This is a genomic window from Nonomuraea antri (genome assembly GCF_013283785.1).
In the GTDB taxonomy this organism is placed as follows: Bacteria; Actinomycetota; Actinomycetes; order Streptosporangiales; family Streptosporangiaceae; genus Nonomuraea; species Nonomuraea antri.
The window spans coordinates 34,312-58,036 of record NZ_JABCPZ010000042.1 but is presented as its reverse complement, the minus strand read 5'-3'; the positions used below and the strand labels follow the sequence as shown (position 1 = coordinate 58,036).

At 70.6% G+C, this 23,725-nt stretch carries 21 protein-coding genes; 9 read left to right on the top strand and 12 right to left on the bottom strand.

Annotated features, from left to right (window positions below; all coding sequences use genetic code 11):
- Positions 1-149: 149 nt before the first annotated feature.
- From HII36_RS16720 to lon, 6 genes are all read right to left on the bottom strand, one after another.
- The gene (locus HII36_RS16720; RefSeq protein ID WP_173524110.1) at positions 150-1,691 is read right to left on the bottom strand and encodes an AMP-binding protein; all 1,542 of its coding nucleotides are present in this window, start codon (positions 1,689-1,691) and stop codon (positions 150-152) included.
- 101 nt (positions 1,692-1,792) lie between these two features.
- Positions 1,793-2,443 (bottom strand): hypothetical protein, encoded by a 651-nt coding sequence (locus HII36_RS16715; protein WP_173524109.1) that lies wholly within the window; start codon positions 2,441-2,443, stop codon positions 1,793-1,795.
- Positions 2,444-2,524: 81 nt separating this feature from the next.
- Positions 2,525-3,367, bottom strand: coding sequence for a MetQ/NlpA family ABC transporter substrate-binding protein (locus HII36_RS16710; RefSeq protein ID WP_173524108.1), 843 nt, complete (start codon positions 3,365-3,367; stop codon positions 2,525-2,527).
- Positions 3,368-3,398: 31 nt separating this feature from the next.
- A complete protein-coding gene (locus tag HII36_RS16705) occupies positions 3,399-4,055 on the bottom strand; it encodes a methionine ABC transporter permease (protein WP_173524107.1) in 657 nt (218 codons plus the stop codon).
- Positions 4,052-5,005 carry a methionine ABC transporter ATP-binding protein gene (locus tag HII36_RS16700; RefSeq protein ID WP_173524106.1) on the bottom strand — a complete coding sequence of 318 codons (954 nt, stop codon included), beginning with the start codon at positions 5,003-5,005 and terminating at the stop codon, positions 4,052-4,054. Before HII36_RS16700 ends, HII36_RS16705 begins: the two co-directional genes overlap by 4 nt.
- A 558-nt stretch (positions 5,006-5,563) precedes the next feature.
- Positions 5,564-7,924 carry an endopeptidase La gene (gene lon / locus HII36_RS16695; RefSeq protein WP_173524105.1) on the bottom strand — a complete coding sequence of 787 codons (2,361 nt, stop codon included), beginning with the start codon at positions 7,922-7,924 and terminating at the stop codon, positions 5,564-5,566.
- Between the two features lie 182 nt (positions 7,925-8,106).
- Here lon and HII36_RS16690 point away from each other — a divergent pair, with 182 nt between their 5' ends.
- The 4 genes from HII36_RS16690 (at position 8,107) to HII36_RS16675 (ending at position 12,242) form a co-directional block, all read left to right on the top strand.
- Positions 8,107-9,405 carry a sensor histidine kinase gene (locus HII36_RS16690; RefSeq protein ID WP_173524104.1) on the top strand — a complete coding sequence of 433 codons (1,299 nt, stop codon included), beginning with the start codon at positions 8,107-8,109 and terminating at the stop codon, positions 9,403-9,405.
- 42 nt (positions 9,406-9,447) lie between these two features.
- Positions 9,448-10,095 carry a response regulator gene (locus HII36_RS16685; protein ID WP_173524103.1) on the top strand — a complete coding sequence of 216 codons (648 nt, stop codon included), beginning with the start codon at positions 9,448-9,450 and terminating at the stop codon, positions 10,093-10,095.
- A gap of 31 nt (positions 10,096-10,126) precedes the next feature.
- The gene (locus tag HII36_RS16680; RefSeq protein ID WP_173524102.1) at positions 10,127-11,488 is read left to right on the top strand and encodes a phenylacetate--CoA ligase family protein; all 1,362 of its coding nucleotides are present in this window, start codon (positions 10,127-10,129) and stop codon (positions 11,486-11,488) included.
- A 115-nt stretch (positions 11,489-11,603) separates the two neighbouring features.
- Entirely contained in the window at positions 11,604-12,242 is a 639-nt protein-coding gene (locus HII36_RS16675) for a biliverdin-producing heme oxygenase (protein WP_173524101.1), read from the top strand.
- Positions 12,243-12,353: 111 nt separating this feature from the next.
- Here the strand turns inward: HII36_RS16675 and HII36_RS16670 are convergent, their stop codons facing one another.
- On the bottom strand, positions 12,354-12,863 hold the full coding sequence (locus tag HII36_RS16670) for a DinB family protein (RefSeq protein WP_173524100.1): 510 nt from the start codon (positions 12,861-12,863) through the stop codon (positions 12,354-12,356).
- Between the two features lie 149 nt (positions 12,864-13,012).
- Here HII36_RS16670 and HII36_RS16665 point away from each other — a divergent pair, with 149 nt between their 5' ends.
- From HII36_RS16665 to HII36_RS16655, 3 genes are all read left to right on the top strand, one after another.
- On the top strand, positions 13,013-13,630 hold the full coding sequence (locus tag HII36_RS16665) for a GNAT family N-acetyltransferase (protein WP_173524099.1): 618 nt from the start codon (positions 13,013-13,015) through the stop codon (positions 13,628-13,630).
- 529 nt (positions 13,631-14,159) lie between these two features.
- The gene (locus HII36_RS16660) at positions 14,160-14,756 is read left to right on the top strand and encodes a TetR/AcrR family transcriptional regulator (RefSeq protein ID WP_173524098.1); all 597 of its coding nucleotides are present in this window, start codon (positions 14,160-14,162) and stop codon (positions 14,754-14,756) included.
- A gap of 251 nt (positions 14,757-15,007) precedes the next feature.
- Positions 15,008-16,396 (top strand): MFS transporter, encoded by a 1,389-nt coding sequence (locus tag HII36_RS16655; RefSeq protein WP_173524097.1) that lies wholly within the window; start codon positions 15,008-15,010, stop codon positions 16,394-16,396.
- A 39-nt stretch (positions 16,397-16,435) separates the two neighbouring features.
- Here HII36_RS16655 and HII36_RS16650 read toward each other — a convergent pair whose 3' ends face one another.
- Positions 16,436-17,665: a cytochrome P450 gene (locus HII36_RS16650; RefSeq protein WP_328807742.1), complete on the bottom strand. Its 1,230-nt coding sequence runs from the start codon at positions 17,663-17,665 to the stop codon at positions 16,436-16,438.
- A gap of 67 nt (positions 17,666-17,732) precedes the next feature.
- On the opposite strand from HII36_RS16650, the gene HII36_RS16645 reads away from it, so the two are divergent.
- A complete protein-coding gene (locus HII36_RS16645; RefSeq protein ID WP_173524095.1) occupies positions 17,733-19,124 on the top strand; it encodes an FG-GAP and VCBS repeat-containing protein in 1,392 nt (463 codons plus the stop codon).
- A 183-nt stretch (positions 19,125-19,307) separates the two neighbouring features.
- On the opposite strand, the gene HII36_RS16640 is transcribed toward HII36_RS16645, so the two are convergent.
- From HII36_RS16640 to HII36_RS16630, 3 genes are all read right to left on the bottom strand, one after another.
- A complete protein-coding gene (locus HII36_RS16640; protein WP_173524094.1) occupies positions 19,308-20,810 on the bottom strand; it encodes an alkaline phosphatase D family protein in 1,503 nt (500 codons plus the stop codon).
- Between the two features lie 163 nt (positions 20,811-20,973).
- Positions 20,974-21,558, bottom strand: coding sequence for an HAD family hydrolase (locus HII36_RS16635; RefSeq protein ID WP_173524093.1), 585 nt, complete (start codon positions 21,556-21,558; stop codon positions 20,974-20,976).
- Entirely contained in the window at positions 21,555-22,379 is an 825-nt protein-coding gene (locus HII36_RS16630; RefSeq protein WP_173524092.1) for a hypothetical protein, read from the bottom strand. Before HII36_RS16630 ends, HII36_RS16635 begins: the two co-directional genes overlap by 4 nt.
- Before the next feature lie 149 nt (positions 22,380-22,528).
- Here HII36_RS16630 and HII36_RS16625 point away from each other — a divergent pair, with 149 nt between their 5' ends.
- A complete protein-coding gene (locus HII36_RS16625) occupies positions 22,529-22,804 on the top strand; it encodes a helix-turn-helix domain-containing protein (RefSeq protein WP_173524091.1) in 276 nt (91 codons plus the stop codon).
- Between the two features lie 15 nt (positions 22,805-22,819).
- Here HII36_RS16625 and HII36_RS16620 read toward each other — a convergent pair whose 3' ends face one another.
- A complete protein-coding gene (locus HII36_RS16620) occupies positions 22,820-23,656 on the bottom strand; it encodes a hypothetical protein (RefSeq protein ID WP_173524090.1) in 837 nt (278 codons plus the stop codon).
- Between the last annotated feature and the right edge of the window lie 69 nt (positions 23,657-23,725).

Genomic DNA, 23,725 nt, shown 5'->3' with positions numbered 1-23,725 from the left:
GGCAGGTAGCCGGGCTGAGCCGGCTGCTGGGGTGGGCCGTACGGATGTGTCATGGTGCTCCTTGCAAAGGTGAGATGTGGGACGCGCGAGTGGCCCGTGTGGTTGACGGGACGACAGAGGCGGCCACATTCACCCGTGCGCGCCGGAGCTCAGCCTTTACTGCCGGCGGGCCAGTATTCGTCGCGCAGGAGCCGCTTGTACAGCTTGCCGGTGGGGTGGCGGGGCAGTTCGGCGCGGAAGTCCACCGATCTGGGGCACTTGTAGTGCGCCAGCCTGCCGCGGCAGTACTCGATCAGCTCGGCCTCCAGCGCCGGCCCCGCCTCGGCCGGGTCGACCGGCTGGACGACGGCCTTGACCTGCTCCCCCATCTCCTCGTCCGGGACGCCGAAGACGGCCACGTCGGCCACCTTGGGATGCACGGCCAGGACGTTCTCGGCCTCCTGCGGGTAGATGTTCACCCCGCCCGAGATGATCATGTACGAGCGGCGGTCGGTGAGGTAGAGGAAGCCGTCGGCGTCCAGGTGGCCGATGTCGCCGAGGGTGGTCCAGCCGCGGCCCTTCGGGTCCTGCGCGGAGCGGGTCTTGTCCGGGTCGCCGTGGTACTCGAAGCGGGGGCCGTTCTCGAAGTAGACCGTGCCGTGCTCGCCCGTCGGGACGTCGTCGCCGTTCTCGTCGCAGACGTGGACGATGCCGAGCAGCGCGCGGCCGACCGTGCCCTTGTGCTGGAGCCAGTCCTGGGAGCCGACGTAGAGGAAGCCGTTGCCCTCGGTGCCCGCGTAGTACTCGTGGATGATCGGGCCCCACCAGTCGATCATCTGCTCCTTGACCGGGACGGGGCAGGGCGCGGCCGCGTGGATCGCATGGGTAAGCGACGAAATATCGTACTTTTTCCGGATTTCCTCAGGAAGTTTGAGCATTTTGATGAACATGGTGGGCACGAGCTGCGAGTGCGTGACCCGGTGATCCTCCACCGCCGCCAAATACTGCTCGGGGTCGAAGCGTTCCATCACCACGATCGTCGCGCCGAAGCGCTGGTAGGTCATGCAGTAGCGGAGCGGGGCCGCGTGGTAGAGCGGCGCGGGCGAGAGGTAGACGCTCTCCCCCGTCGGCGCGAACAGCGCCTGGATGAGGTGGACCAGCGCGTTCGGCTCGGTCAGCGGGGCCAGCGACAGCCCCGGCTTGACGCCCTTGGGCCGGCCGGTGGTGCCCGAGGAGTAGAGCATGTCCATGCCCTGGCATTCGTCCGCGATCGGGGTCGCCGGCTGCCCGGCCACCGCCTCCTCGTAGGAGCCGAAGCCGTCGGCGGTGCCGTCCAGCATGAGGCGCAGCTCGACGGCGGGGGTGCCGGCGGTGATCGAGGTGGCGACCTCGGCCAGGTCCGCGCTGGAGATGAACACCCGGGCGCCGCAGTTGTTCACGATGTAGGCGAGCTCGTCGGACTGCAGGCGCGAGCTGATCGGCGTGTAGTACAGACCCGAGCGGTGCGCCGCCCAGGCGATGGCCAGGAAGAGCGGGTGGTTGGCGAGCATGAACGCGACGTGGTCGCCGGGCCGCAGGCCGGCGGCGCGGAACAGGTGGGCCAGCCGGTTCGACTCCGCGTCCAGTTCGCGGTAGGTGATGATCCGTCCGGAGCCCGCCATGACCACAGCGGGCTTGTCGGGGGTGACTGCTGCGATGGCTCCCGGATGCATGACCAGAACAGTATTCGGTCGGTACTCGCCGCGCCATAGGCCCCGTGAACACGGCGAAGCCGCGACCTCGGCGTCGAGATCGCGGCTTCGTCTCAGGGGGGTCAGGCGGCGGCGTGGTAGACGTCGCGCCAGCCCGAGTGGTGACCGGTCGGGTGGTGACGGTTGCCCCGGCTCACGTCCACGAAGATGTGGGCGGCGTTCTTACCGGAGAAGGAGAAGAACTTCGGGTGCCTGGTGCAGTTGCGGAAGCTCTCGAAGTACTTCGAACCGTCCTGGTTGACGACCTTGAACGTGGCCCAGGCGCACTTGTTCTTGCCCCACCACTTGTGGTTGGTCAGCTTGACGTCGACCTTGAAGAATTCGTGGTGACGCCACTCGAACACGCGCTTCTTGACCCACTTGGTGACCGTCTTGCAGTGCTTGTTGCCCTTCTTGTCGTACCAGCAGTGCTTCTTCTGGACCTTGAACTTCTTCCAGTACCAGTGCTTGTACGGCTTCTTGTCCACGCTCACGTGGCCCTGGGCCTCGGCCTTGTGGTCGTGCGAGGGGTAGGCGCCCCAGTCCGCCTCGTAGGAGGACGAGGCGGTGGTGGTGGCGGACGCGGAAGAGGTGGTCGCGTTGGCGGCGACCGGAGCGCCGACGGCCACCACCGTGGCGGCCGCGACGCCGATCAGGATTCGTGAGACGAACCGCATGGTGAGGATCTCCTCGGGAGAGGTGTTGCTGTCCCCGTATTGATACGGCTCACCCATTGCCGCCTACTTACAAATCGCTTGATTCCCAAGAATCTTGGATAAGGCGACTTTCCTGATCTTCCTCCCTTTTCACATCCGTCACTCGGCGGCGATCACCGAGCCCTCGTACTTCTGCTTGATGAAGTCCTTGACCTTCTGGTCCTGCAGCAGCTTGCCGAGCGTGACGATGTTGGCGTCCTTCTCGTGGCCGGTCTGCACCACCAGGCCGTTGACGTACGGGTTGGCCTCGGTCTTCTCCAGCACCAGGGCCTGGCTCGCGGGCTTGAGCCCGGCCTCGATGGCGTAGTTGCCGTTGATCACCGCGGCGTCGACGTCTTCCAGCGAGCGCGGCAGCTGGGCCGCCTCGACCGGCTTGAACTGCAGGTTCTTCGGGTTGTTCACGACGTCGCGCTCGGTGGCGGCGGTGCCCACGCCGTCCTTGAGCGTGACGACGCCGTTGTCGGCGAGCAGCTTGAGCGCGCGGCCCAGGTTGGTGGCGTCATTCGGGACGGCCACGGTGGCCTCGTTCGCCAGCGCCGACAGCGCGGTGATCTTCTTGGAGTACAGGCCGAGCGGCTCCAGGTGCACCGGGGTGGTGAAGCTCAGCTTGGTGCCCTTGGAGGCGTTGAAGTCGTCCAGGTACGGCTTGTGCTGGAAGAAGTTCGCGGCCAGCTGCCCCTCGTCGAGCTGCACGTTCGGCTGCACGTAGTCGGTGAACTCGACGATCTCGAGCTTCAGACCCGCGGCCGGGGCCAGGTTCTCCTTGACGAAGTTCAGGATCTCGGCGTGCGGGACCGGGCTGGCGCCGATCTTGAGCACGGTGTCGGCGGACTCGGCCGTCTTGGCGCCGGTCTCGGCCGGGCCGGACGCGGACTGCGACGTTCCGCATGCGGCGAGCAACAGGGACAGCGCGGCAGCGCCCACAATGCTACGAATTTTCATGATTTTTTCCCTTTTATCTATGTGAAAGGAGTTATTTGTGTGAAAGACGCCGGGCGACCCAGTCGCCCAGGCTCTGCAGCAATTGCACGATGACGATGAGCAGGACGACGGTCACGATCATCAGCACCGTTTCGAAGCGCTGGTAGCCGTACCTGACGGCCAGGTCGCCCAGGCCGCCGCCGCCGAGCGTGCCCGCCATCGCGGAGTAGCCGATGAGCGCGACCACGGTGACGGTCAGGCCGGCCACCAGCCCGGGCAGCGCCTCGGGCAGCAGCACCTTCCTGACGATCTCGGTGCGGCTCGCGCCCATGGCCTGGGCCGCCTGCACCACGTCGGTGGCGACCTCGCGCAGCGCCGTCTCCACCAGCCTGGCGAAGAACGGCACCGCGCCGACGGTCAGCGGCACCACGAACGCGCCGGTCCCGAGCGTGGTCCCGACGACGAGCCGGGTGAACGGGGTGATCGCGATCATCAGCACGATGAACGGCAGCGACCGTCCCATGTTGACCACGAAGCCGAGCGCCGACTTCAGCGCGGGCAGGGGCAGCAGGCCGCCCCGGTCGAACACGACGAGCGCCACGCCCAGCGGCAGCCCGAAGAGCACGGTGAAGAGCGTGGCCCAGCCGACCATGACGGCCGACTCGCCGGTCGCCTCCCACAGGTAGGGCGCCATCTCGTCCCAGGTCATGCGGCCACCTCCACGAGCAGTCCGTTGTCACGCAGGTAGCTCAGCGCGGGCGCGGTGTCCGCGCCGGTGAGCGCGACCCGGAGCCGGCCGACCGAGCCGCCGGCCAGGTCCTCGATGGAGCCGCCGAGGATGTTGACGTCCACGTCGAACTTGCGCACCACCTCGGACACGATCGGCTCGCGCGGGTCCCCGGTGAACGTCAGCGTCACCGACCCGGCCGGGGCCGGATCGGGCAGCGGGAAGATCTCCCTGGTCAGCCGGGAGCCCGGCGTCCTGATGAGCTCGGCGATCGTGCCCGACTCCGTGATCCGCCCATCGGACATGATCGCGACGGAGTCGCACACGCTCTTGACCACGTTCATCTCGTGGGTGATCAGCAGGATCGTCAGGCCGAGCTCCTGGTTGAGCCGCTTGAGCAGCGACAGGATCGACTGCGTGGTGGCCGGGTCGAGCGCGGAGGTGGCCTCGTCCGACAGCAGCACCGACGGGTTGCCCGCCAGCGCCCTGGCGATGCCGACGCGCTGCTTCTGCCCGCCGGACAGCTGGTGCGGACGGTGCTCGGCCCGCCCCTCCAGCCCGACGAGTTCGAGCAGTTCGGCCACCCGGCGGGTGCGCTCGGCCCTGGGCACGCCCATGACCTCCAGCGGGAAGGCCACGTTGCCCGCCACCGTGCGCGAGGACAGCAGCGCGAAGTGCTGGTGGATCATGCCGATGCGCTGCCTGGCCCGGTTGAGCTCGCGGTGGCCGAGCGCGGTCAGGTCCTGGCCGGCCACCGTGACGGTGCCCGCGGTGGGCCGTTCCAGCAGGTTGACGCAGCGCAGCAGCGTGCTCTTCCCGGCGCCGCTCTGCCCGAGCACGCCGTAGATCTCGCCCTGGCGCACGTGCAGGTCGACACCGTCGAGCGCGACGGTCTTGCCGTACTGCTTGCGCAGGCCTGAAGCCTGAATCACGAAATATCCCCACGACTGAGAGCGGCCACCACCGGGGCCGCGCGAACCGACATCACCGAAGAGAAGGAGGGGTTACCGGGTGCCCGGGTGGAACGGCAGGTGGCTCAGCCTGCGCAGCACGAAACCAGGTGTGATCATGGTGAACCTTCGAGGAGGAGACGGGCGGGAGTTCGTCTTAGATGGCCTGCGCGCGCATTCGCCGGATCGGCGTCGCGGCGCTCATCGGCCGGGCCATCGCGGCCTGGCACATTCGCCCCATACGCATGCGACAACACAGCGCGCCGGCTGGGGCGCTCGGGTCGTTCGCGTATGCCTCGTTCACGCCGGTGCTAACGGTCTCTTTACTTCCCCCTATTCCCGACCGTTCCAGTGATGTACGTCACGCCCGGTAAGGATCACGCAGCGGAGTGACGCGCCCTGCGAACTCCTCCTTGAGCACGGCCATCCGCCGGCCGGGCTCGTAGCAGCGGCCCTTGTCCATTCAATGAATCATTTGTCCATGAATGTCGCCGCCCCGCCGCACGGAGTGTGCGGCGGGGCGGGCGGGACCGGGCGGGGTCAGGCGGCCACCGTGGTGGCGACCTGGGCCGGGGTGAGTGCGATGTCGAGGACCTCGCGCACGTCGCTGACCGTGTGGATGGTCAGCTCGTCGCGGACCTCGGCGGGCACGTCGTCCAGGTCCGGCTCGTTGCGTGCCGGGATGAGGACGGTGGTGATCCCCGCGCGGTGCGCGGCCAGCAGCTTCTGCTTGACGCCGCCGATCGGCAGGACCCGCCCGGTCAGCGAGATCTCGCCGGTCATGGCCACGTCGGCGCGGACCTGGCGGCCCGACAGCAGCGAGGCCAGCGCGGTGGTCAGCGTGACGCCGGCCGACGGGCCGTCCTTGGGCACGGCGCCGGCCGGGAAGTGCACGTGCACCGAGCGGTCCTTCAGCGCGGTGACCGGCAGTTCCAGCTCCGCGCCGTGCGAGCGGAGGTAGGACAGGGCGATCCTGGCCGACTCCTTCATCACGTCGCCGAGCTGGCCGGTCAGGGTGAGGCCGGTCTCGCCGGTCTCCGGGTCGGCCAGCGACGCCTCGACGTACAGGACGTCGCCGCCCGCGCCGGTGACCGCCAGGCCGGTGGCCACGCCGGGCACCGAGGTGCGCTGGCTGGACCCGGGCAGCGACGACTCGGGCACGAACCGCGGCCGGCCGATGTAACCGACCAGGTCGTCGTCGCCGACCGTGACGGGCAGTTCGTCCTTGGCCGCCACCTTGCGCAGGATGCGGGCGACCGAGCGCTCCAGCGAGCGCACGCCGGCCTCGCGGGTGTACTCGGCGGCCAGCCTGCGCAGCGCCGAGTCGTCCACCGTGACCTCGTCGGCGGTCAGGCCGGCCAGTTCGAGCTGCCTGGGCAGCAGGTGATCGCGGGCGATGGCGACCTTCTCGTCCTCGGTGTAGCCGTCGAGCGTGACGATCTCCATCCGGTCGAGCAGCGGCCCGGGGATGGCCTCCAGGACGTTCGCGGTGGCCAGGAACAGCACGTCGGACAGGTCGAGCTCGACCTCCAGGTAGTGGTCGCGGAACGTGTGGTTCTGCGCCGGGTCGAGCACTTCGAGCAGCGCGGCCGTGGGGTCGCCGCGGTAGTCGGCGCCCACCTTGTCGACCTCGTCGAGCAGCACGACCGGGTTCATCGACCCGGCCTCGCGGATGGCGCGGACGATGCGGCCGGGCAGCGCGCCGACGTAGGTGCGCCGGTGGCCGCGGATCTCGGCCTCGTCGCGGACGCCGCCGAGCGCGACGCGGACGAACTTGCGGCCCATCGCGCGCGCCACGGACTCGCCGAGCGAGGTCTTGCCGACTCCGGGCGGGCCGGCCAGGGCCAGCACGGCGCCGCTGCGGCGGCCGCCGACGACGCCCAGCCCCTTGTCCTGGCGGCGCTTGCGCACCGCGAGGTGCTCGATGATGCGGTCCTTCACGTCGTCGAGGCCGGTGTGGTCGGCGTCGAGCACGGCCCGGGCGCCGGTGATGTCGTAGTTGTCCTCGGTGCGGTCGTTCCACGGGATGTCGAGGACGGTGTCGAGCCAGGTGCGGATCCAGCCGCCCTCCGGCGACTGGTCGGAGGTGCGCTCCAGCTTGTCGACCTCCTTGAGCGCGGCCTCGCGCACCTTCTCCGGCAGGTCGGCGGCCTCGACGCGGGCCCGGTAGTCCTCCTCCTCGGTCTCGGCGGAGTCGCCGTTGAGCTCCTTGAGCTCCTTGCGGACCGCGGCGAGCTGCTGGCGCAGCAGGAACTCGCGCTGCTGCTTCTCCATGCCCTCCTGGACGTCCTTGCGGATCGTCTCGGCCACGTCGAGCTCGGCCAGGTGCTCGCGCGACCACTCGATCAGCCGGGCCAGCCGCTCGGCCGGGTCGGCGGCTTCGAGCAGCTCGACCTTCTGCGCGGTGGACAGCCACGGCGTGTAGCCGGAGCTGTCGGCCAGCACGGACGGGTCGTCGATCTGGTTGACCTGGTCGACCACCTGCCAGGCGCCGCGCTTCTGCAGGATGGTGGTGGCCAGGGCCTTGTACTCCTTGGCCAGCTCGTGCGCGCGCTCGCCGGCCGGCACCTTGTCGATGCTCTCGGCCTCCACCCACAGCGCGGCGCCCGGGCCGGTGGTGCCGGTGCCCACGCGCACCCGGTTCACACCGCGCACCACGGCGGCGGGCTCGCCGCCGGGCAGCCTCCCGACCTGCTCCACCACGGCCTGCACGCCGACCGCGCCGTAGCGGCCGTCGATGCGGGGAACGAGGAGGACCCGCGGCTTGTTGCCACCTGATGCCTGGGCGGCGTCTATCGCGGCCCGCACCTCGGAGTCGGACAGGTCCAGCGGAACCACCATGCCCGGCAGGACGACCTCGTCGTCCAGCGGCAGGACCGGAAGGATCAGGCTCTCACTCATACGAACTCCTTCAGCGGGGTTGAGTCTAACTGGCTCAATTCATTGGAGCCCGGCATTGTTCCCAACGTTGCGCCTGTTCGCTGTCAGCGATCGTAATGTTGTAAGCAATACCAAAGGGTGAGGTCTCGCGTCATCCCCGGGTGTGATGCCTGGACCAGGCCCGCGACCGTACGCTGGAGCCGATGATCTCGGCCATCGTGCGCCCGCTCAGGCTCGCGCTCCTCCTGGACGACACCGCCCCGCCCCGCGCCGGGCGGCCGCGGCTGACCTTCGCGGTGCCCGCGCCGCTGCGGCGGCTGGTGCCGTTCCGCACCGTCGAGCTGGTCCAGCTGGCCGACCTGGTGCTGGCCGTGATCCTGTTCCTGCTGATGATGGGATACGTCGGCGTCTGGGCCGCGAACGCGGCCAAGGAACGGGCGCTCGGCCTGCCCGCACCGGGTCCGGTCTCGGACGGCTACGTCTACCTGGCCGCCATCGCCGTGTCGCTGCCGGTGGCGCTGCGCGACCGGTTGCCGCTGGTCGCCTGGCGGCTCTCGGTGCTGCTGATGCCGGTGGCGCTGTGGGTGTCGGCCACGATCGGGCGGGGCGATCCGCCGTTCGTGCCGCCGGTGGTCGTGTCGTACCTGTTCGTCCTGTACTCGCTGGCGGTGCGCTCCGACCGGCGGATCGCGGTGGTGGCCTGGGTCGTCACGGTGATCATGGGGTGGATCACCCATCCCGGCTCGGCGCCGATGGTCGCCGTGATCGCCGCCGGCGTCCTGCTGTTCGGCCACAACCTGCAGGTACGCCGCTCCGCCACGGCCCGCCTGATCGCCGAGGAGCGGCGTACCAGGCAGGCCGAGGGCGCGCAGGCCGCGCTGGCCGAACGGGCCAGGATCGCGCGCGAGCTGCACGACGTGGTGGCGCACCACATGTCGGTGATCGCGATCCAGGCCGAGGCGGTGCCGCTGCGCGCCGCGGGCGACCCGGTCCAGCTCACGGCCGGGCTGGCCGAGATCCGCACGTTGTCGCTGGCCGCGATCGCCGAGCTGCGCCAGGTGCTCGGCGTGCTGCGCGACGACGACGGCCGCACCGACACCGCGCCGCAGCCCGGGCTCGACCGGCTGGACGACCTGGTCGACCAGGCCCGCGCCGCCGGGCTCAAGGTGCTGCTCGAACGGCCGTCGTCGCTGGGCGAGGTGCCGCAGGCGGTGGGGCTGTCGGCGTACCGGATCGTGCAGGAGTCGCTGAGCAACGCGATGCGGCACGCGCCGGGCGCGTCGGTGGCGGTCGGCGTCGCGCGCGACGACGACGGCGTGCGCCTGCGCGTCGCCAACGGCCCCGGCGCCCGTCCCGGGGACTCCCCCGGCGCCGGGCACGGGCTGGTGGGGATGCGTGAGCGGGCGGCGCTGCTCGGCGGCACGCTCGACGCGGGGCCGGTGGCGGGCGGCGGGTTCCAGGTGACGGCGACGCTGCCCATCGGAAGGGGTGACGACGCGTGATCGGGAGGGGTGACGACGCGTGATCGGGAGGGGTGACGACGCGTGATCCGCGTGCTGATCGCCGATGACCAGGGCATGGTGCGTACCGGGTTCACCGCGTTCCTGGGCGCCCAGCCGGACATCGAGGTGGTGGGCGAGGCCGCCAACGGCCAGGAGGCGGTCGAGCAGGTGGCCAGGCTGCGGCCCGACGTGGTGCTGATGGACGTGCGGATGCCGGTCATGGACGGCCTGGAGGCCACCAGGCGGCTGCCCGCGTCGTCGAAGGTGCTGATCCTGACCACGTTCGACCTCGACGACTACGTCTACGAGGCGCTGCGCGCGGGGGCCAGCGGCTTCCTGCTCAAGGACGCCTCCGCCGCGCAACTCGCCGAGGCGGTGCGGGTGGTCGCGGCCGGCGAGGCGGTGATCGCGCCGGGCATCACCAAGCGGCTGATCCACGAGTTCGCCCGGATGGGCGGGCAGCGGGTGCGGGCGAGCGGACGGCTGCGCGAGCTGACCGAGCGCGAGACCGAGGTGCTCATGCTGGTCGCGCAGGCGCTGTCCAACCAGGAGATCGCGCGCAAGCTGGTGCTGGCGGAGCAGACGGTGAAGACGCACGTGGGCCGGGTGCTGACCAAGCTGGGGCTGCGCGACCGGGCGCAGGCCATCGTCTTCGCCTACGAGACGGGGCTGGTGCGGCCGGGGGAATGACGGGCCGGGGGCGCCGACGTACAGTCGGCTGATGGATCCGGTTGAGCTCTTCCATCAGGTCGCGGCAACGGTGCCGGCGTACCGGTCGTTCCTGGCCGAGCAGCGCGTCGATCCCGCCCGCGTCACGTCGCTCGACGACTTCGCGCGCCTGCCGATGACGACCAAGGACGGCTACCTGCGCCGCCATCCCCTGCCCGATCTGTGCAGGGACGGGGTCATCGGCGACATGATCGCGGTTTCGTCGGGTTCGACCGGGGCGCCGGGGTTCTGGCCGCGTTCGGTGTCGGACGAGAGGATCATCGCCGACCGGTTCGAGGAGGTCTTCCGCGACACCTTCGCCGCCCGCGAACGCCGCACGCTGGCCGTGGTCTGCTTCGCGCTCGGCACCTGGGTGGGCGGCCTGTTCACCATCAACTGCTGCCGTCACCTGGCCGAACGCGGATACCCGATCACCGTGGTCGCGCCCGGCAGCGACCGGGCGGAGATCCTGCGGGTGCTGCCCGAGCTGGCGCCCCACTTCGACCAGGTGGTGCTGCTGGGCTATCCGCCGTTCCTGAAGAACCTGATCGACACCGCCGGGCTGCCGTGGGAGTCGTGGAACCTGAAGCTGGTCACGGCGGGCGAGGTCTTCAGCGAGGAGTGGCGCACGCTCGTCGCCCGCACGGCGGGCATGGCCGATCCGGTGCGCGGCATCGCGTCGCTGTACGGCACGGCGGACGCGGGCGTGCTCGGCAACGAGACGCCGCTGTCGGTGGAGATCCGCCGCTTCCTGGCCGCGCGCCCGGGGACGGCCAGGGAGCTGTTCGGCGAGTCGCGGCTGCCCACACTCGTGCAGTACGACCCGGACGTGCGCTTCTTCGAGCAGCACCAGGGCACGCTGCTGTTCACCGGCGACAACGGGATCCCGCTGATCCGCTACCACATCGCCGACGAGGGCGGGCTGTTCCCGTACGAGGACCTGCTCGATCACGTGCGCAAGCGCGGCTTCGAGCCCGCCGCACCGGGTCCGCGCCTGCCCTTCGTGTACGTGTTCGGCCGCGCGCACTTCACCGTGTCGTACTACGGGGCGAACGTCTACCCGGAGAACATCGCGGTGGGGCTGGAGCAGCCGGAGGTCAGTGAGCTGGTGACGGGCAAGTTCGTGATGGAGACGGTGGAGGACGCCCAGCGCGACCGCCACCTGACGATCACCGTCGAGCTGCGGCCCGGCGAGAAGCCGGCGGAGGAGACGGCGCGGGCCGTCGGCGAGTCGATCCTGACGCACCTGCTCCGGCTCAACAGCGAGTTCGCCCATTACGTGCCCGCCGCGCAGCAGGCCCCGTTCATCCGGCTGCGCGAAGCCGGTGACCCCGACTACTTCCCGCCGGGCGGGAAACACCGGTACACGAGGTGAAAGTCTCGTCGCTGGGTATATGACACGGTGTCGCCATCGAGTTGACGACCACCCCCGGGCTTTGTGACACTTCGTCATGAAACGTTGGTGCGAGTGGGGATGTGCTGCTGTGGCGATGTCGTTCTCCGAGACCTTGAAGGCCGCCACCTGGGGCGATCACGAGGCCGCCGAGGGTGAGAGCTACCTCGGTGAGTTGATGGGCGGGCGGTTGAGCGAGCAGGAGTACGGGGAGATGGTCGCCCAGCACTACTTCGCCTACCTCGCGCTCGACGGCGCGGCCAAGGCCCTGGCCGGACACCCCGTCGCCGGGCGTTTCGTCTTCCCCGAACTGTTCCGCGAGCCCGCGCTCGAACGCGACCTGGCCGCGATCTACGGCGCGGGGTGGCGGGAGCGGATCACGCCGTCCAAGTCCACCAGGACCCTGGTCGCCCGGATCGAGCAGGTCGCCGACTGGCCCGGCGGGTACATCGCCCACCACTACACCCGATACCTCGGAGACCTGTCCGGCGGGCAGTTCATCAGGATGGAACTGCAGAAGATCTACGGCTACCGCAAGGGCGGGGGCGTGGACTTCTACATCTTCGACGAGGTGGGCAGCCTGCCCCGGTTCAAGGACGAGTACCGCGCCCGCCTGGACGCGCTGGAGCTGGACGAGCGGGAGCAGCAGCGGATCATCCGCGAGGTGAAGCTGGCCTACCAGCTCAACACCGAGGTGCTGGCCGAACTCCTGCACGCGGTAAAGGCCGCTGCCTAACCCTCACCACCCGACCGCCACCGCCTGACCGCCGGCCCCAGCCGCCACGTGACCGCCGGCGTCTGCCGGTTACGCGAGCAGCCGACTCGCCGAAATCACGGGGTACCGAGGTCACGGGGTGCCGAGGTCGGGGAACTCGCCGGTCGCGCCGTCGATGAGTTCGCGGATGATGTCGAGGTGCCCGGCGTGCCTGGCGGTCTCCTCGATCATGTGGATGAGCACCCAGCGTAAGGTCACCGTCTCGCCGAACCAGGCCGTGCCGCGGTCGAGGAGGTCGAGATCGGCGATCACCTGGTCGGCGGCGGCCCGGGCGCGGGCGTAGAGCGCGAGGATGTCGGCGGTGGTCTCGTCGGGCTCCACCCGCATGTCGTCGCCGTCGGCCTCGATCTTGAACGAGTACGGCTCGCGCTCGCGCCCGAACGGCTCGCAGAACCAGCCGTACTCGACCACGGCCAGGTGTTTCACCACGCCGAGCAGGCTGGTGCCCGATGGGGTCAGCCGGCGGCGCACCTGCTCGTCGTCGAGGCCGTCGAGCTTCCACACCACCGCGTCGCGGTGGCGGTCGAGGCTGACGTGCAGGCTCTCCTTCTCGTCGCCCGTGAACGGCACCCGCCTTCTCATGCTCCGCCCTCCCGCCGTGCCCGGCCTTGCCCGTGCTCGGACCGTAGCAGCCGCCCCCGACAATCCGGCCCGGGCGTTGGATCGGCAGCGGGTCGGGTGCGGCACAATGGCCTTTCGTAGCCGCGGGCCGGATTCACGGGAGGCAGTCCATGGCCATCAGGAACTTCCGGAGCGGCGACGAGCCGGCGCTCTACGACGTCTGCCTGCGCACCGGCGCCAACGGCGGCGACGCCTCGTCCATTTACCGCAACGGACGGCTGCTCGGTGAGGTGTTCGTCGGCCCGTACGTCGCGCTCGAGCCGGAGCTGGCGTTCGTCCTGGACGACGGCGCGGGTCCGGAAGGCTACATCCTCGGCGCGCTCGACACGCCGGCCTTCGACGCGGAGTGCGAGGAGCGCTGGTGGCCACGGCTGCGCGAGAACTATCCGCTGGAGTCGGTGGCGCCCGACGTGCCGGACCGCTGGATCGTCGAGTGGATCCACCGGCCGCCGGCGGTCGTCCCCCCGGCCGTGACCGCCGCCTACCCCTCGCACCTGCACATCGACGTGCTCCCCCGGTGGCAGGGCGGGGGCTGGGGCGTCAAGCTCATGAACACCCTGCTGGACGCGCTCACCGAACGCGGCTCTACGGGCGTGCACCTGGGCGTGTCCACCGGCAACCCGCGAGCGATCGCCTTCTACCGCAAGTTCGGCTTCGAGGAGCTCGACAGCCGCCATGGCGCACTCTTCCTGGGCTACCGACTCAACGACGGCGAGCGCAACCGATGAGCGTCCCGGCTTGACGGCGGAGAACACGGGCAATGAGCGTCCCGGCCTGATGGCGGGGATCACGGGCGATGAGCGTCCCGGCCTGACGGCGGAGAACACGGGCAATGAGCGTCCCGGCCTGATGGCGGGGATCACAGGCGATGAGCGTCCCGGCCCGATAGCCGGGGAGCCCGGGCAATGAGTCTCCCGCCCTGACAGCGGAGGCACGGGCACTGAGCGTCTCGGCTGGATGACGGCGAGCGCGGCCGATATGCGTGCCAGCTCGAAGACGGCGAGCGCGACCGATGAGCGTCCCGGCTCGAAGACGGCGAGCGCGGCCTATGTGCGCTGCCGGAAGACGGCGAGCGCGACCAATGAGCGTCCAGGCCCAACGGGCGGCGAGTGTTTCGGCCTGACTGCGGCGAGCGCGGCCGATGAGCGTTCCGCGCATCGGCGCGGCGGCGCACGATGCGCCTGTTGGTGGCGCGCGATGGGCGGGGCGGTGGCGTGCGATGGGCTCTGCGGCGGCGCGCGCCTTACCATGGGGCCTATGCCCCGTATCTCCGCCGCGACCATCGGTGAGCACCGCGCGCAGACCCGCGATCGCATCCTCCAGGCGGTCTCGCGTCTGTCGCGGGTGCAGGGAATCGACGCGATCTCGCTGACCGACGTGGCGAACGAGGCCGGCATCACCCGCACCGTCCTGTACAACTACTACCCGGACAAGGCGGCGCTGCTGCTCGCCTTCACCGAGCGGGTCACCCAGTACTTCATCGACAGCTACGAGCGGGAGCTGCCGGAGGGCGCCTCCCCCGCCGAGCGGCTGCGGGCGTTCGTGCGACTGCAACTGGCCGGGCTGCTGGCGCATCCGCACCCGGGCGCGGCCGACCTGGGCGCCGCGCTCGGTCCGGACGCCTACCAGCAGCTCGCCGAGCACGTCGCGCCCATGCAGCGCATCCTGGTCGAGACGCTCGAAAGCGGCGTCGGCTCGGGCGACTTCCAGGTGGACGACCTGCCCGCCACCGCACGGATGATCATGGCGGTGATCGGTGCCGAGCGGGTGCCGCTGATCAGTGGCCAGGTCACGGTGGAGCGGGCGGAGGAGCTGGTGTCGGAGTTCGTCCTGCGCGCGCTGGGCAGCGCGTAACCACTGACGCCGGCAAGCCTGCCCGCTGAACGCCGGGCGACCCCGAGTCACTGATGCCGGGCAATCCCGAGTTGCTGGCACGGGAGAGCCCCTTACTCCGCTGACGCGGGCAGCCCCCAACCCGCTGGCCTCGGGCAACCCCAAGCCGCTGGCCTCGACCAACCCTCAACCTACTGACACTCAGGTGCCCCGCTGACGCTCAGGTGCCCCTGGGACGTTTCCTGTCGGAGGCCGGTGACAAGATTGCCAGCATGGACAACGGGCACGTCGAGTTCCAGTCGGCACGCGGGCGCTGGATCCTCACGGCCACGGTGCTGGGGTCCGGGCTGGCGCTGCTCGACAGCACGGTGGTCAGCATCGCGATGCCGTTCATCGGCAGGGAGCTGCACGCCGACATGGCCGGCCTGCAGTGGACCACCAACGCCTACATGCTCACCCTGGCCAGCCTGATCCTGCTGGGCGGCTCGCTCGGTGACCGCTACGGCCGGCGCAAGGTGTTCGTCATCGGGACGATCTGGTTCGCCGTGGCGTCGGCGCTGTGCGGGCTGTCGCCGAACATCGAGTTCCTGATCGCCGCCCGGGCCCTGCAGGGCATCGGCGGCGCGTTGCTGACGCCGGGCTCGCTGGCGATCATCCACGCCGCCTTCACCCGGCAGGACCGGCCGAGGGCGGTCGGCGCCTGGTCGGGGCTGGGCGGGGTGGCGACCGCGATCGGCCCGCTGCTCGGCGGCGTGCTGGTGCAGGCGGCCGACTGGCGGTGGGTGTTCCTGATCAACCCGCCGTTCGCGGCCGTCGTGGTGCTGGTGGCGCTCAGGCACGTGCCGGAGAGCAAGGACGAGCAGGCCGCCGGCCGCTTCGACGTGGCGGGCGCGGCACTGGCCGCGCTGGCGCTGGCGGGGCTCACCTACGGGCTGATCGAGCGCGGCGCGGCGCTGTGGCTGGTGCTCGGCGTGGTGCTTGCCGCCGCGTTCGTGGCGGTGGAGATCCGCAGGTCGCCCGACGCGCTGGTGCCCGTCGGCATCTTCAAGAACCACGTCTTCACCGCCGTGAACGTGGTGACGCTCATCATGTACGCGGCCATGGGCGTGGTGTTCTTCCTGCTGGTCATCCAGCTCCAGGTGGTGTCCGGGTTCGGGCCGACCGAGGCCGGCCTGGCGACGCTGCCCACCACGATCCTCATGATGCTGCTCTCGGCCAGGGCGGGTGACCTGGCCAAACGGGTCGGCCCGCGGTGGCCGATGACGATCGGCATCCTGGTGTCCGGGGCCGGGTTCCTGATGATGAGCACGATCGGGCCCGACGCGTCGTACTGGCTGCGGGTGCTGCCCGCCGTCGTGGTGTTCGGCCTGGGGCTGTCGGCCGCGGTCGCGCCGCTCACCTCGACCGTGCTGGCCACCGCCGAAGACCGCTACTCGGGCACGGCCAGCGGCGTCAACAACGCGGTGGCCCGCACCGGCAGCCTGCTCGCGGTGGCCGCGGTGCCGCCGCTGGTGGGCCTGGTGGGCGACGCGTTCAACAACCCCTCGGTGTTCAACGCGGGCTTCCGGATGGCGATGCTGGTCAGCGCCGCGATGATGGCGGTGTCGGCGCTGATCACCTTCTTCACCATCCGGACGAACGTGCTCGCCCCCGACGACTGACCACCCGACGACTGACCGCCGCCAAGGTGAGCCGCCGCGTCAGAAGGTGAACGGCTGCCGGCGCACGCTGTTGTCGAAGTTCGACAGCAGCAGCTCCGGCTCGCCCACCGACCGGATCTCGGGCAGGCGGGTCAGCAGTTCGCGGAACATGGTGCGCATCTCCTGCCTGGCCAGGTTGGCGCCGAGGCAGAAGTGCGGGCCGGGGCCGCCGAAGCCGACGTGCGGCTTGGCGTCGCGGGTGATGTCGAAGACGTCGGCGTCGGGGAAGACCGATTCGTCGCGGTTGGCCGAGCCGTAGAACAGCACGACCTTGTCGCCCTTCTTCAGCTCCAGCCCGCGCAGCGAGTAGTCTTCCGTGACCGTGCGGCGGAACTGCATGATGGGCGAGACGTAACGCACCATCTCCTCGATGGCGTTGTTGATGTGCCCGTCGAAGTCGTTCATCAGCAGGTCGCGCTGGCCCGGGTTGTCGGTCAGCAGCTTGATGCCGTGCGCCATCGTGTTGCGCGCGGTCTCGTTGCCGGCCACCAACAGCAGCGAGAAGAACGAGCCGAGCTCCTTGTCGGTCAGCTTCTCGCCGTCGATGTTCGCGGTGACCAGCAGGGAGACCAGGTCGCCCTTGGGGTCGGCGGCGCGCTCGTGGCCGAGCTTGATCACCATGCGCTGCAGGGCGAGCAGGGCGAGCATGTTCTGGCCGGCCATCTGCACGCTGCGCGCCAGGCTGGGGCGCACGCCGGTGTAGGCGGTGGAGATGTCGACGTGCTCGTGCACCTTCTCCCGCAGCTCCTGCGGGATGTCGAGCATGTCGCAGATGACGTGGATGGGCAGCCGGGCGGCCACCTGCTCGACGAAGTCGCGCGGGCCGTCCTTGACCGCGTCGTCGACGATGCGGGCGCAGGCCGCCTCGATGTCGCCCTGCAGGTTCGCCAGCATCTTGGGGCTGAAGGAGCGGGTGACGATCCTGCGCAGGCGGGCGTGGCGCGGGTCGTCCATGTTGACCATCGACTCGCCGAACACCTGCTTGATCCAGCCGGGCGGCTCGGGATTGGTGACCGCGGGTTCGCTGGAGAAGATCTTGGCGTTCCTGCTGGCCTCCACCACGTCGGCGTGGCGGACGAGGGCGTAGAAGCCCTTGCCCGAGCGCAGGAGCGGAACCTTCTTCTCCGGGAAGAACACTGGATGCTCCAGTTGCCGGAGCCGGGCGAACGCCTCATTCCGCTCTTTGAGGGGTTTGCGCCAGAAATCCAGATCGGCGAGGTCGATGTCCACCCGTCTATCCTGGCACGTTCCCGCCGTGTTAAGACCGGGTTCGGGTCGGGCGGACATTACTACCGGTATGAATGCGCTGCTCGCCGCCTGCCTGGCGCTTCCCCTCCTGTCCGGTACGTCCCACGCCCCGGCCGTCGGGTGCGGAGGACATCCGTCCGATTTCGACGGCGACGGCCGCGCCGACCTGGCGGTGGCCGCCCCCTACGCCGACCCGCACGGCCGGGCCAGGGCCGGGGCGGTGACCGTCCTGTACGGGTCGGGCCAGAAGGCCGAGCTGACCCAGCGGGACGCCGAGCCCGGCGACTCGTTCGGCTCCGCGCTGGCCGTGGGCGACTTCGACGGCGACGGGTGCGCGGACCTCGCGGTCGGCGTGTCGGAGGAGTTCGCCGGGGCGCGGGTGCCTGGCGGCGACGGCAACGGCGTGGTCCAGGTCTTCCACGGCTCCCCCGGCGGCCTGGCCGAGCGGCGGCGGCTGAGCCTGGACGCGCCGTCCAGCGACAGGTTCGGCGCCGCGCTGGCGGCCGGCGACCTCGACGGCGACGGCCGGGACGAACTGGTGGTCGGCGCGCCGAACCGGCGCGGCGGGACGGTGACCGTCTACGGCATGAAAGGCCGCAAGGCACTCCAGATCAGCCAGAAGACCCGGTGGGTGCGGCAGCGCGCGGCCGAGACCGACCAGTGGGGCGCGGCGCTGGCCACCGGCGACTTCGACGGCGACGGCCGCGACGAGCTGGCCGTGGGCGCGCCCGCCGACACGATCGCCCGCGACGGCCAGGGCTCGGTCACCGTGATCGACGTGCGGGGCCGCGGCGCGCGGCTGCTCACGCAGAGCACTCCGGGCATCATCGGCGCCGCCGAGAAGTGGGACGGCTTCGGCGCCGCGCTGGCCACCGGCGACTTCAACGGCGACGGACGCGACGACCTGGCGATCGGCGTGCCCGGCGAGGGCCTGAGCGCCAACCAGCGGGCCATGGACTACGGCGACGGCACGGTGGACGTGCTCTACGGCACGCGGCGCGGGCTGAGCACGTATCGCAGCGAGGCGTGGTCGCAGCGCGCGCTCAAGGGCGAGCCGCGCTACTCCGACAGGTTCGGCGCGGCGCTGGCCACCGGCGACCTCAACGGCGACGGCCGGGACGAGCTGGCCATCGGGGTGCCGGGCGAGAAGGCCGTGCAGGTGCTGACCGGGCGCGGCGCGGGCGGGCTGACCCGGGTGGGCAACCTGCTGATCAAGGGCCGGGGCCGTGACTTCGGCGCGGCGCTGGCCATGCTGCCCGGCTGGAACGAGCGCTACCGGACGCTGTCGGGCCGCCGGCCGCTGTACGGCCTCGTGGTGGCGGCGCCCGACCAGGGGCTGGTGCAGTTCGTCCCGGGGCGGCGCGGCGGGTCGGGGCTGCGGCTGGGCAAGGCGCGCGGCCTCAGCAAGGGCACCGGCCTGTACGGCTACACCTTCGGCTGACCCCCGAGCCTACCCCTCGGCACCTGCGCGGCGGGTACGGCCGGACGGGAACCCGGCGGCCACGGGACCGCAGCGTCCCCGCGACCGCCAGGCCGTCCGGACGTCCCGCCGCGCACCATCACAGAGATCCCTGGCCGCGAACTGATACATCCCCCGGGCCCGCGAATCGCCCGCCCGAGCCGGTCAGGAGGTGCCCGGCCGGCCGGAGGCGGCGGGGATGGTGAGGCGGTGCGCCGTCCTGGCCGGCGCGCCCCTGCGCGAGATGTACTCGAGCGTGCGGAAGTCCACCGAGAGCTCCTCGCGCGTCAGCCTGGCGACGAGGTACCCGCGCCGCTGGTCGAGGTACGAGATGTGCGGGTTCTCCTGCAGGGCCTCGGCGATCCACGTCCTGTCGCGGTAGCCGTCGCCGTCGCTGGCGATCGACGAGGTGACCAGCTCGGTGGCCACCACGGGCGAGTCCGGGTCGTCGAAGTCGGCCTTCAGCTCGGCCTGGTGGTGCATGTGCGCGTCCCCGGTCAGCACCACCGGGTTGGACGTGCGCGCCAGCGATCCCAGCAGCCGGGTCCGCTCGGGCGCGTAGCCGTCCCAGGAGTCCAGGTTCACCTCGCGGCCAGGACCGACCTTGTAGTCCCGGTGCGTCATGAGGATCTGCTGGCCGAGCAGGTTCCAGCGGGTGTCGGAGCCGCGCAGCCCGCTCTCCAGCCAGCGCCACTGGTCGTCGCCGAGCAGGGTGCGGCTGTCCGAGAGCCGGTCGTCGCAGCCGGCCCGGACGCCGTCCAGGCAGGCCTGGTCGTCGCGGAACTGGCGGGTGTCGAGCAGGTGGAAGCGGGCCAGCGACCCCCACGAGACGCGCCTGTTCACCCGGAGCGCGGCGCCGTTGAGGCTCTGGCGGCGCAGCGGCATGTTCTCGTAGTAGGCGCGGAACGCCTCGGCCCGGCGGCGCGCGAAGCCGGGCGCGTCGGTGCTGGAGACGGGGCCCGCCCAGTTGTTCTCGACCTCGTGGTCGTCGAAGGCGACCAGCCAGGGCGCCACGGCGTGTGCCGCCTGCAGGTCGCGGTCGCTCTTGTACTGGGCGTGCCTGAGCCGGTAGTCGGCGAGCGTGGCGCACTTGCCCGGCGTGTGCGTGCGGACCCGCCCGGCCAGCGCGGTGTAGCCGCTGGGGCCGTACTCGTAGAGGTAGTCGCCGAGGAAGACGACCAGGTCGGGCTCCTGCTCGGCGAGCCTGCGGTAGGCGGTGTAGTAGCCGTGCTCGTAGTGCGCGCAGGCGGCGACGGCGAAGGTCAGCGGCCGCTCGCCCACGGGGGTGGTCCTGGTGCGGCCGGACGGCGACAGCCTGCCCTCGGCCTTGAACCGGTAGAAGTAGTCACGCCCGGGTTCCAGGCCCTGAACCTCGACGTGCACGCTGTGCGCGGCGCCCGGGCGGGCGGTGGCCGTGCCGGAGCGCACGACGGAGGCGAAGCGCTCGTCGGTGGCGACCTGCCACTCCACGTCCAGGTCGCGGGAGGGCATGCCGCCCCGGCCGTCGCCGCCGAGCGGGTCGGCCGCCAGGCGCGTCCACAGCACGAATCCGTCGGTGGACGGATCACCGGAGGCGACGCCCAGGGTGAACGGGTCGCTTTTGAGGGTTCTGGCGGGCGGTGTGAGGAAAGCGAAGCTTGCCGCTGCGAGGAACGTTCTGCGGTCCACACGCAAGGTATGTCCGGCTCGGCTGACCCTGCCGTGACAGCGGAGTCAAGCGAAGGTGAACACCGTCGGTCGGCCTCCGCGGGCTCGCCGTACGAACCCGCCGTGCGGCGAACCGTGCGGCGAACCGTGCGGCGCCCCCGCCGCACGGGGGCGCCGCGCGGGTTCACAGGGTGGCGAGCTCGTCGCGCAGCGCCGGTGCGGAGGTGTAGTGCACGCCGGTCATGCCGAACGCCCGCGCCCCCGCCACGTTCTCCGGCCGGTCGTCGATGAACGCCATGTCCGCCGGATCGCCGCCGAGCTCACCGGCCACCCGCTCGTAGATCTCCCGATCCGGTTTCACCAGCCCCATCCGCCCGCTGTAGAACCGCTGCTCGATGGCGGCGATCCAGGGCAGCTCGTCGAGCCCGTCGGCGAGGCAGACGGGCGCGTTCGACAGCAGCGCCACACCCACCCCGCGATCGAGCAGCTCGTCGAGGACGGCGATCACGGGCGCGTTCGGGTGGGCCCAGCTCGCCACGTCCATGGCGACCAGTTTCGCCATCTCGGACGCGCTGACCGGCCTGCCCAGCACCGCCGCCCAGTAGGCGGACGGGCTCAGCGCGCCCCGGTCGAACTCCAGCCGGTGTTCCCAGTAGCCGCGCTCGAACGCCGCGGGCTCGGTGCCCGCCGTCCGCGCCATGACCTCGACGTCGGACGGCGGCTGAGGAAGGGACAGGACGTTGCCGTAGTCGAAAACGAACCACTTCATGCGAGGAATGGTCGCAGATGCGGGGTGAGCGCCGGGCAGCCCAGGTATTTCTCGGCCGTGTGGAAGTCGATCCAGTCGAGGTTGACGAGTTCTTCGACGTCGATGCCGGTGAAGCTGTGACACAGGTCGGGCGGGATGGCGGCGATGTCGTCCTTGTCGGCGATGTTCACCCAGCGCCTGACGCCCTTGGGACGTTCGCCGCGGCCGTTGATCGGCGCGGGCAGCAGCCGCTCGAAGATGACGTTGCGCATGCCGAGCGGGCTGCCGAGCGTGAGCAGCAGGTCGACCTCGAGGTCGGGGTTGGCCCACAGCGTCTCGTAGGTGACGACGCTGCCCAGCGAGTGCGCGATGACCACCCTGGGACGGTTGCGCCGGATGACGTCGGCGACGACCCGCCGGCACTCCTCCCGCCTGCCCTGATCGCCCAGGTAGGCGGCCACCTCCGGGGCGAACAACCGGGCGAAGGCCGCCGACCGGCCGTCGAGCGCGGTCAGCAGCCAGCCGGTGAACGACTTGAGCGCGCCGGTGAGGTGCTCACCCACGCCCAGGTTCCTGGCCCACTCGACGAGCACCTGCTGCGCGCCCGACTCCATCCTGGCCACGTCGCCGTTCGCGGCCGCGCCGGCGTGCTCGCCGTCGATCAGGTGGTGCGAGAAGTAGGCGATCTCGCTGAAGTGCGTCTTCGACTCCCCGCCCAGCGCCTGGCACAGGTAGCGGTCCCATTTGACGCGCATCGCCTCGGCCGCCCCCGCCGCCGAACCGCCCGCCTGCTGGAAGTACTTGTACTTGCCGATGCCGTGCACACCGACGATCCCCGTCACAGCGCCTCCCCGTTCTCGAATTTCGGCGATAACGGCATACGCCGCCCGGCCTTCCCGCGTCAAGACCGGCCGGAGTTTAGCCTTGCCTAAAGGTTTAGGCAGAGCTAAAGTAGAGGTAACGAGCAGCGAGCGTCGAGAGCGAGACCGCGATGGCCCTTCGCCGGAACACCTCAGCCGAAGTGGGCGGCCTCGCCCAGGAAGTGGTCGACGAGATCACCTGGTACATGCGGGAGCACAAGATAACCCGGGCCGATCTGGCCGCGTCGCTGGGCGTATCGGCGGGGCGGGTGAGCCAGATCCTGTCCGGCGACGAGAATCTGACGCTCCGCACGCTCGGCGCGGTGATCGACGCGCTCGGCGCCCGCCTGGAATTCACGCTCGGGGACGCGGAAGGGTCGTCGTCCGCGCTGCCCGACCCGCTCTGAGCGGCCCTCATCGCGTCAGCGCCGTTCCTTGGGCCGCCGGGCGCGCGCCCCGGCCGTGCCGCCGGGCTCGGCGGACGCCCCGTTCATCGACGGCGTCTTCCCGTTCCCCGAGGCCGGCGTGAACCGCGGCAGCGAGCGATAACCCGACCGGTAGGCCGAGGCCAGCAGCCGCATCAGGTCGCTCTCCGCGTCGAGGCGGAGGATGTCGTGCAGCCGGGTCGGATCGTTCAGGTAGCGCTCGTACCTGGCCAGCTTGGTGTGCCGTGACCCGTTCAGCGCAGTGACGATCTTCGACCTGGCCGCGCCGTCCTCGATCAGCGCGGCCACGTCCAGCTTCCGCTCGATCGCGTCGAGCCTGGCGTGCACCCGTTCGCGGCGGCGTTCCTCGGCCGACAGGCGCTCGCGGATGCGCTCGTAGTAGCGGTGCGCGGCCATGCTGAGCTCGTGGACGCTCCAGGATTCGTCCACCCGCTTCTCGCACCAGCGCCGCTGGTCCTCGGCCATCGCCTGGTCGAGCTTGGCCAGCAGCGACACCAGCCAGAACGTGGCCGCCTCGCGGGCCAGCGAGCGCCGGTAGTCCTCCCTGGTGCGCATCTGGCTGAGCCACAGCCCGCTCGGCGCCATCGCGCCCAGCACCGTCGCGAGGTGCTCGCTCAGCAACGCGCCGCCGAGCAGCGCGAACCCGGCCGAGACGGCTCCGGTCAGCAGCGTGATGGCGGCGGCCAGCGGCCACCCGGAGCGGCCGAAGGGGCGGCCCTTGCCCTGGCAGCGGAGTAACAGGAACCCGGTGGCGGAAACGACGGCCAGCCCCACCGTGAGACCGATCTGCCAGCCCGGCGGCGCTTGCAGCATGGAATCCGTCCTCCCCTGCGGCACGTTCCCCCCATACTCGCAGCGACGGCAGTGGTTGAAAATGGCGTT

Bases quoted from the DNA above. Each gene is read 5' to 3' on its own strand.
- HII36_RS16720 (WP_173524110.1), bottom strand. From the start codon at position 1,691: ATGCATCCGGGAGCCATCGCAGCAGTCACCCCCGACAAGCCCGCTGTG.
- HII36_RS16715 (WP_173524109.1), bottom strand. From the start codon at position 2,443: ATGGGTGAGCCGTATCAATACGGGGACAGCAACACCTCTCCCGAGGAG.
- HII36_RS16710 (WP_173524108.1), bottom strand. From the start codon at position 3,367: ATGAAAATTCGTAGCATTGTGGGCGCTGCCGCGCTGTCCCTGTTGCTC.
- HII36_RS16705 (WP_173524107.1), bottom strand. From the start codon at position 4,055: ATGACCTGGGACGAGATGGCGCCCTACCTGTGGGAGGCGACCGGCGAG.
- lon (WP_173524105.1), bottom strand. From the start codon at position 7,924: ATGAGTGAGAGCCTGATCCTTCCGGTCCTGCCGCTGGACGACGAGGTC.
- HII36_RS16690 (WP_173524104.1), top strand. From the start codon at position 8,107: ATGATCTCGGCCATCGTGCGCCCGCTCAGGCTCGCGCTCCTCCTGGAC.
- HII36_RS16680 (WP_173524102.1), top strand. From the start codon at position 10,127: ATGGATCCGGTTGAGCTCTTCCATCAGGTCGCGGCAACGGTGCCGGCG.
- HII36_RS16675 (WP_173524101.1), top strand. From the start codon at position 11,604: ATGTCGTTCTCCGAGACCTTGAAGGCCGCCACCTGGGGCGATCACGAG.
- HII36_RS16670 (WP_173524100.1), bottom strand. From the start codon at position 12,863: ATGAGAAGGCGGGTGCCGTTCACGGGCGACGAGAAGGAGAGCCTGCAC.
- HII36_RS16665 (WP_173524099.1), top strand. From the start codon at position 13,013: ATGGCCATCAGGAACTTCCGGAGCGGCGACGAGCCGGCGCTCTACGAC.
- HII36_RS16660 (WP_173524098.1), top strand. From the start codon at position 14,160: ATGCCCCGTATCTCCGCCGCGACCATCGGTGAGCACCGCGCGCAGACC.
- HII36_RS16655 (WP_173524097.1), top strand. From the start codon at position 15,008: ATGGACAACGGGCACGTCGAGTTCCAGTCGGCACGCGGGCGCTGGATC.
- HII36_RS16645 (WP_173524095.1), top strand. From the start codon at position 17,733: ATGAATGCGCTGCTCGCCGCCTGCCTGGCGCTTCCCCTCCTGTCCGGT.
- HII36_RS16635 (WP_173524093.1), bottom strand. From the start codon at position 21,558: ATGAAGTGGTTCGTTTTCGACTACGGCAACGTCCTGTCCCTTCCTCAG.
- HII36_RS16625 (WP_173524091.1), top strand. From the start codon at position 22,529: ATGGCCCTTCGCCGGAACACCTCAGCCGAAGTGGGCGGCCTCGCCCAG.
- HII36_RS16620 (WP_173524090.1), bottom strand. From the start codon at position 23,656: ATGCTGCAAGCGCCGCCGGGCTGGCAGATCGGTCTCACGGTGGGGCTG.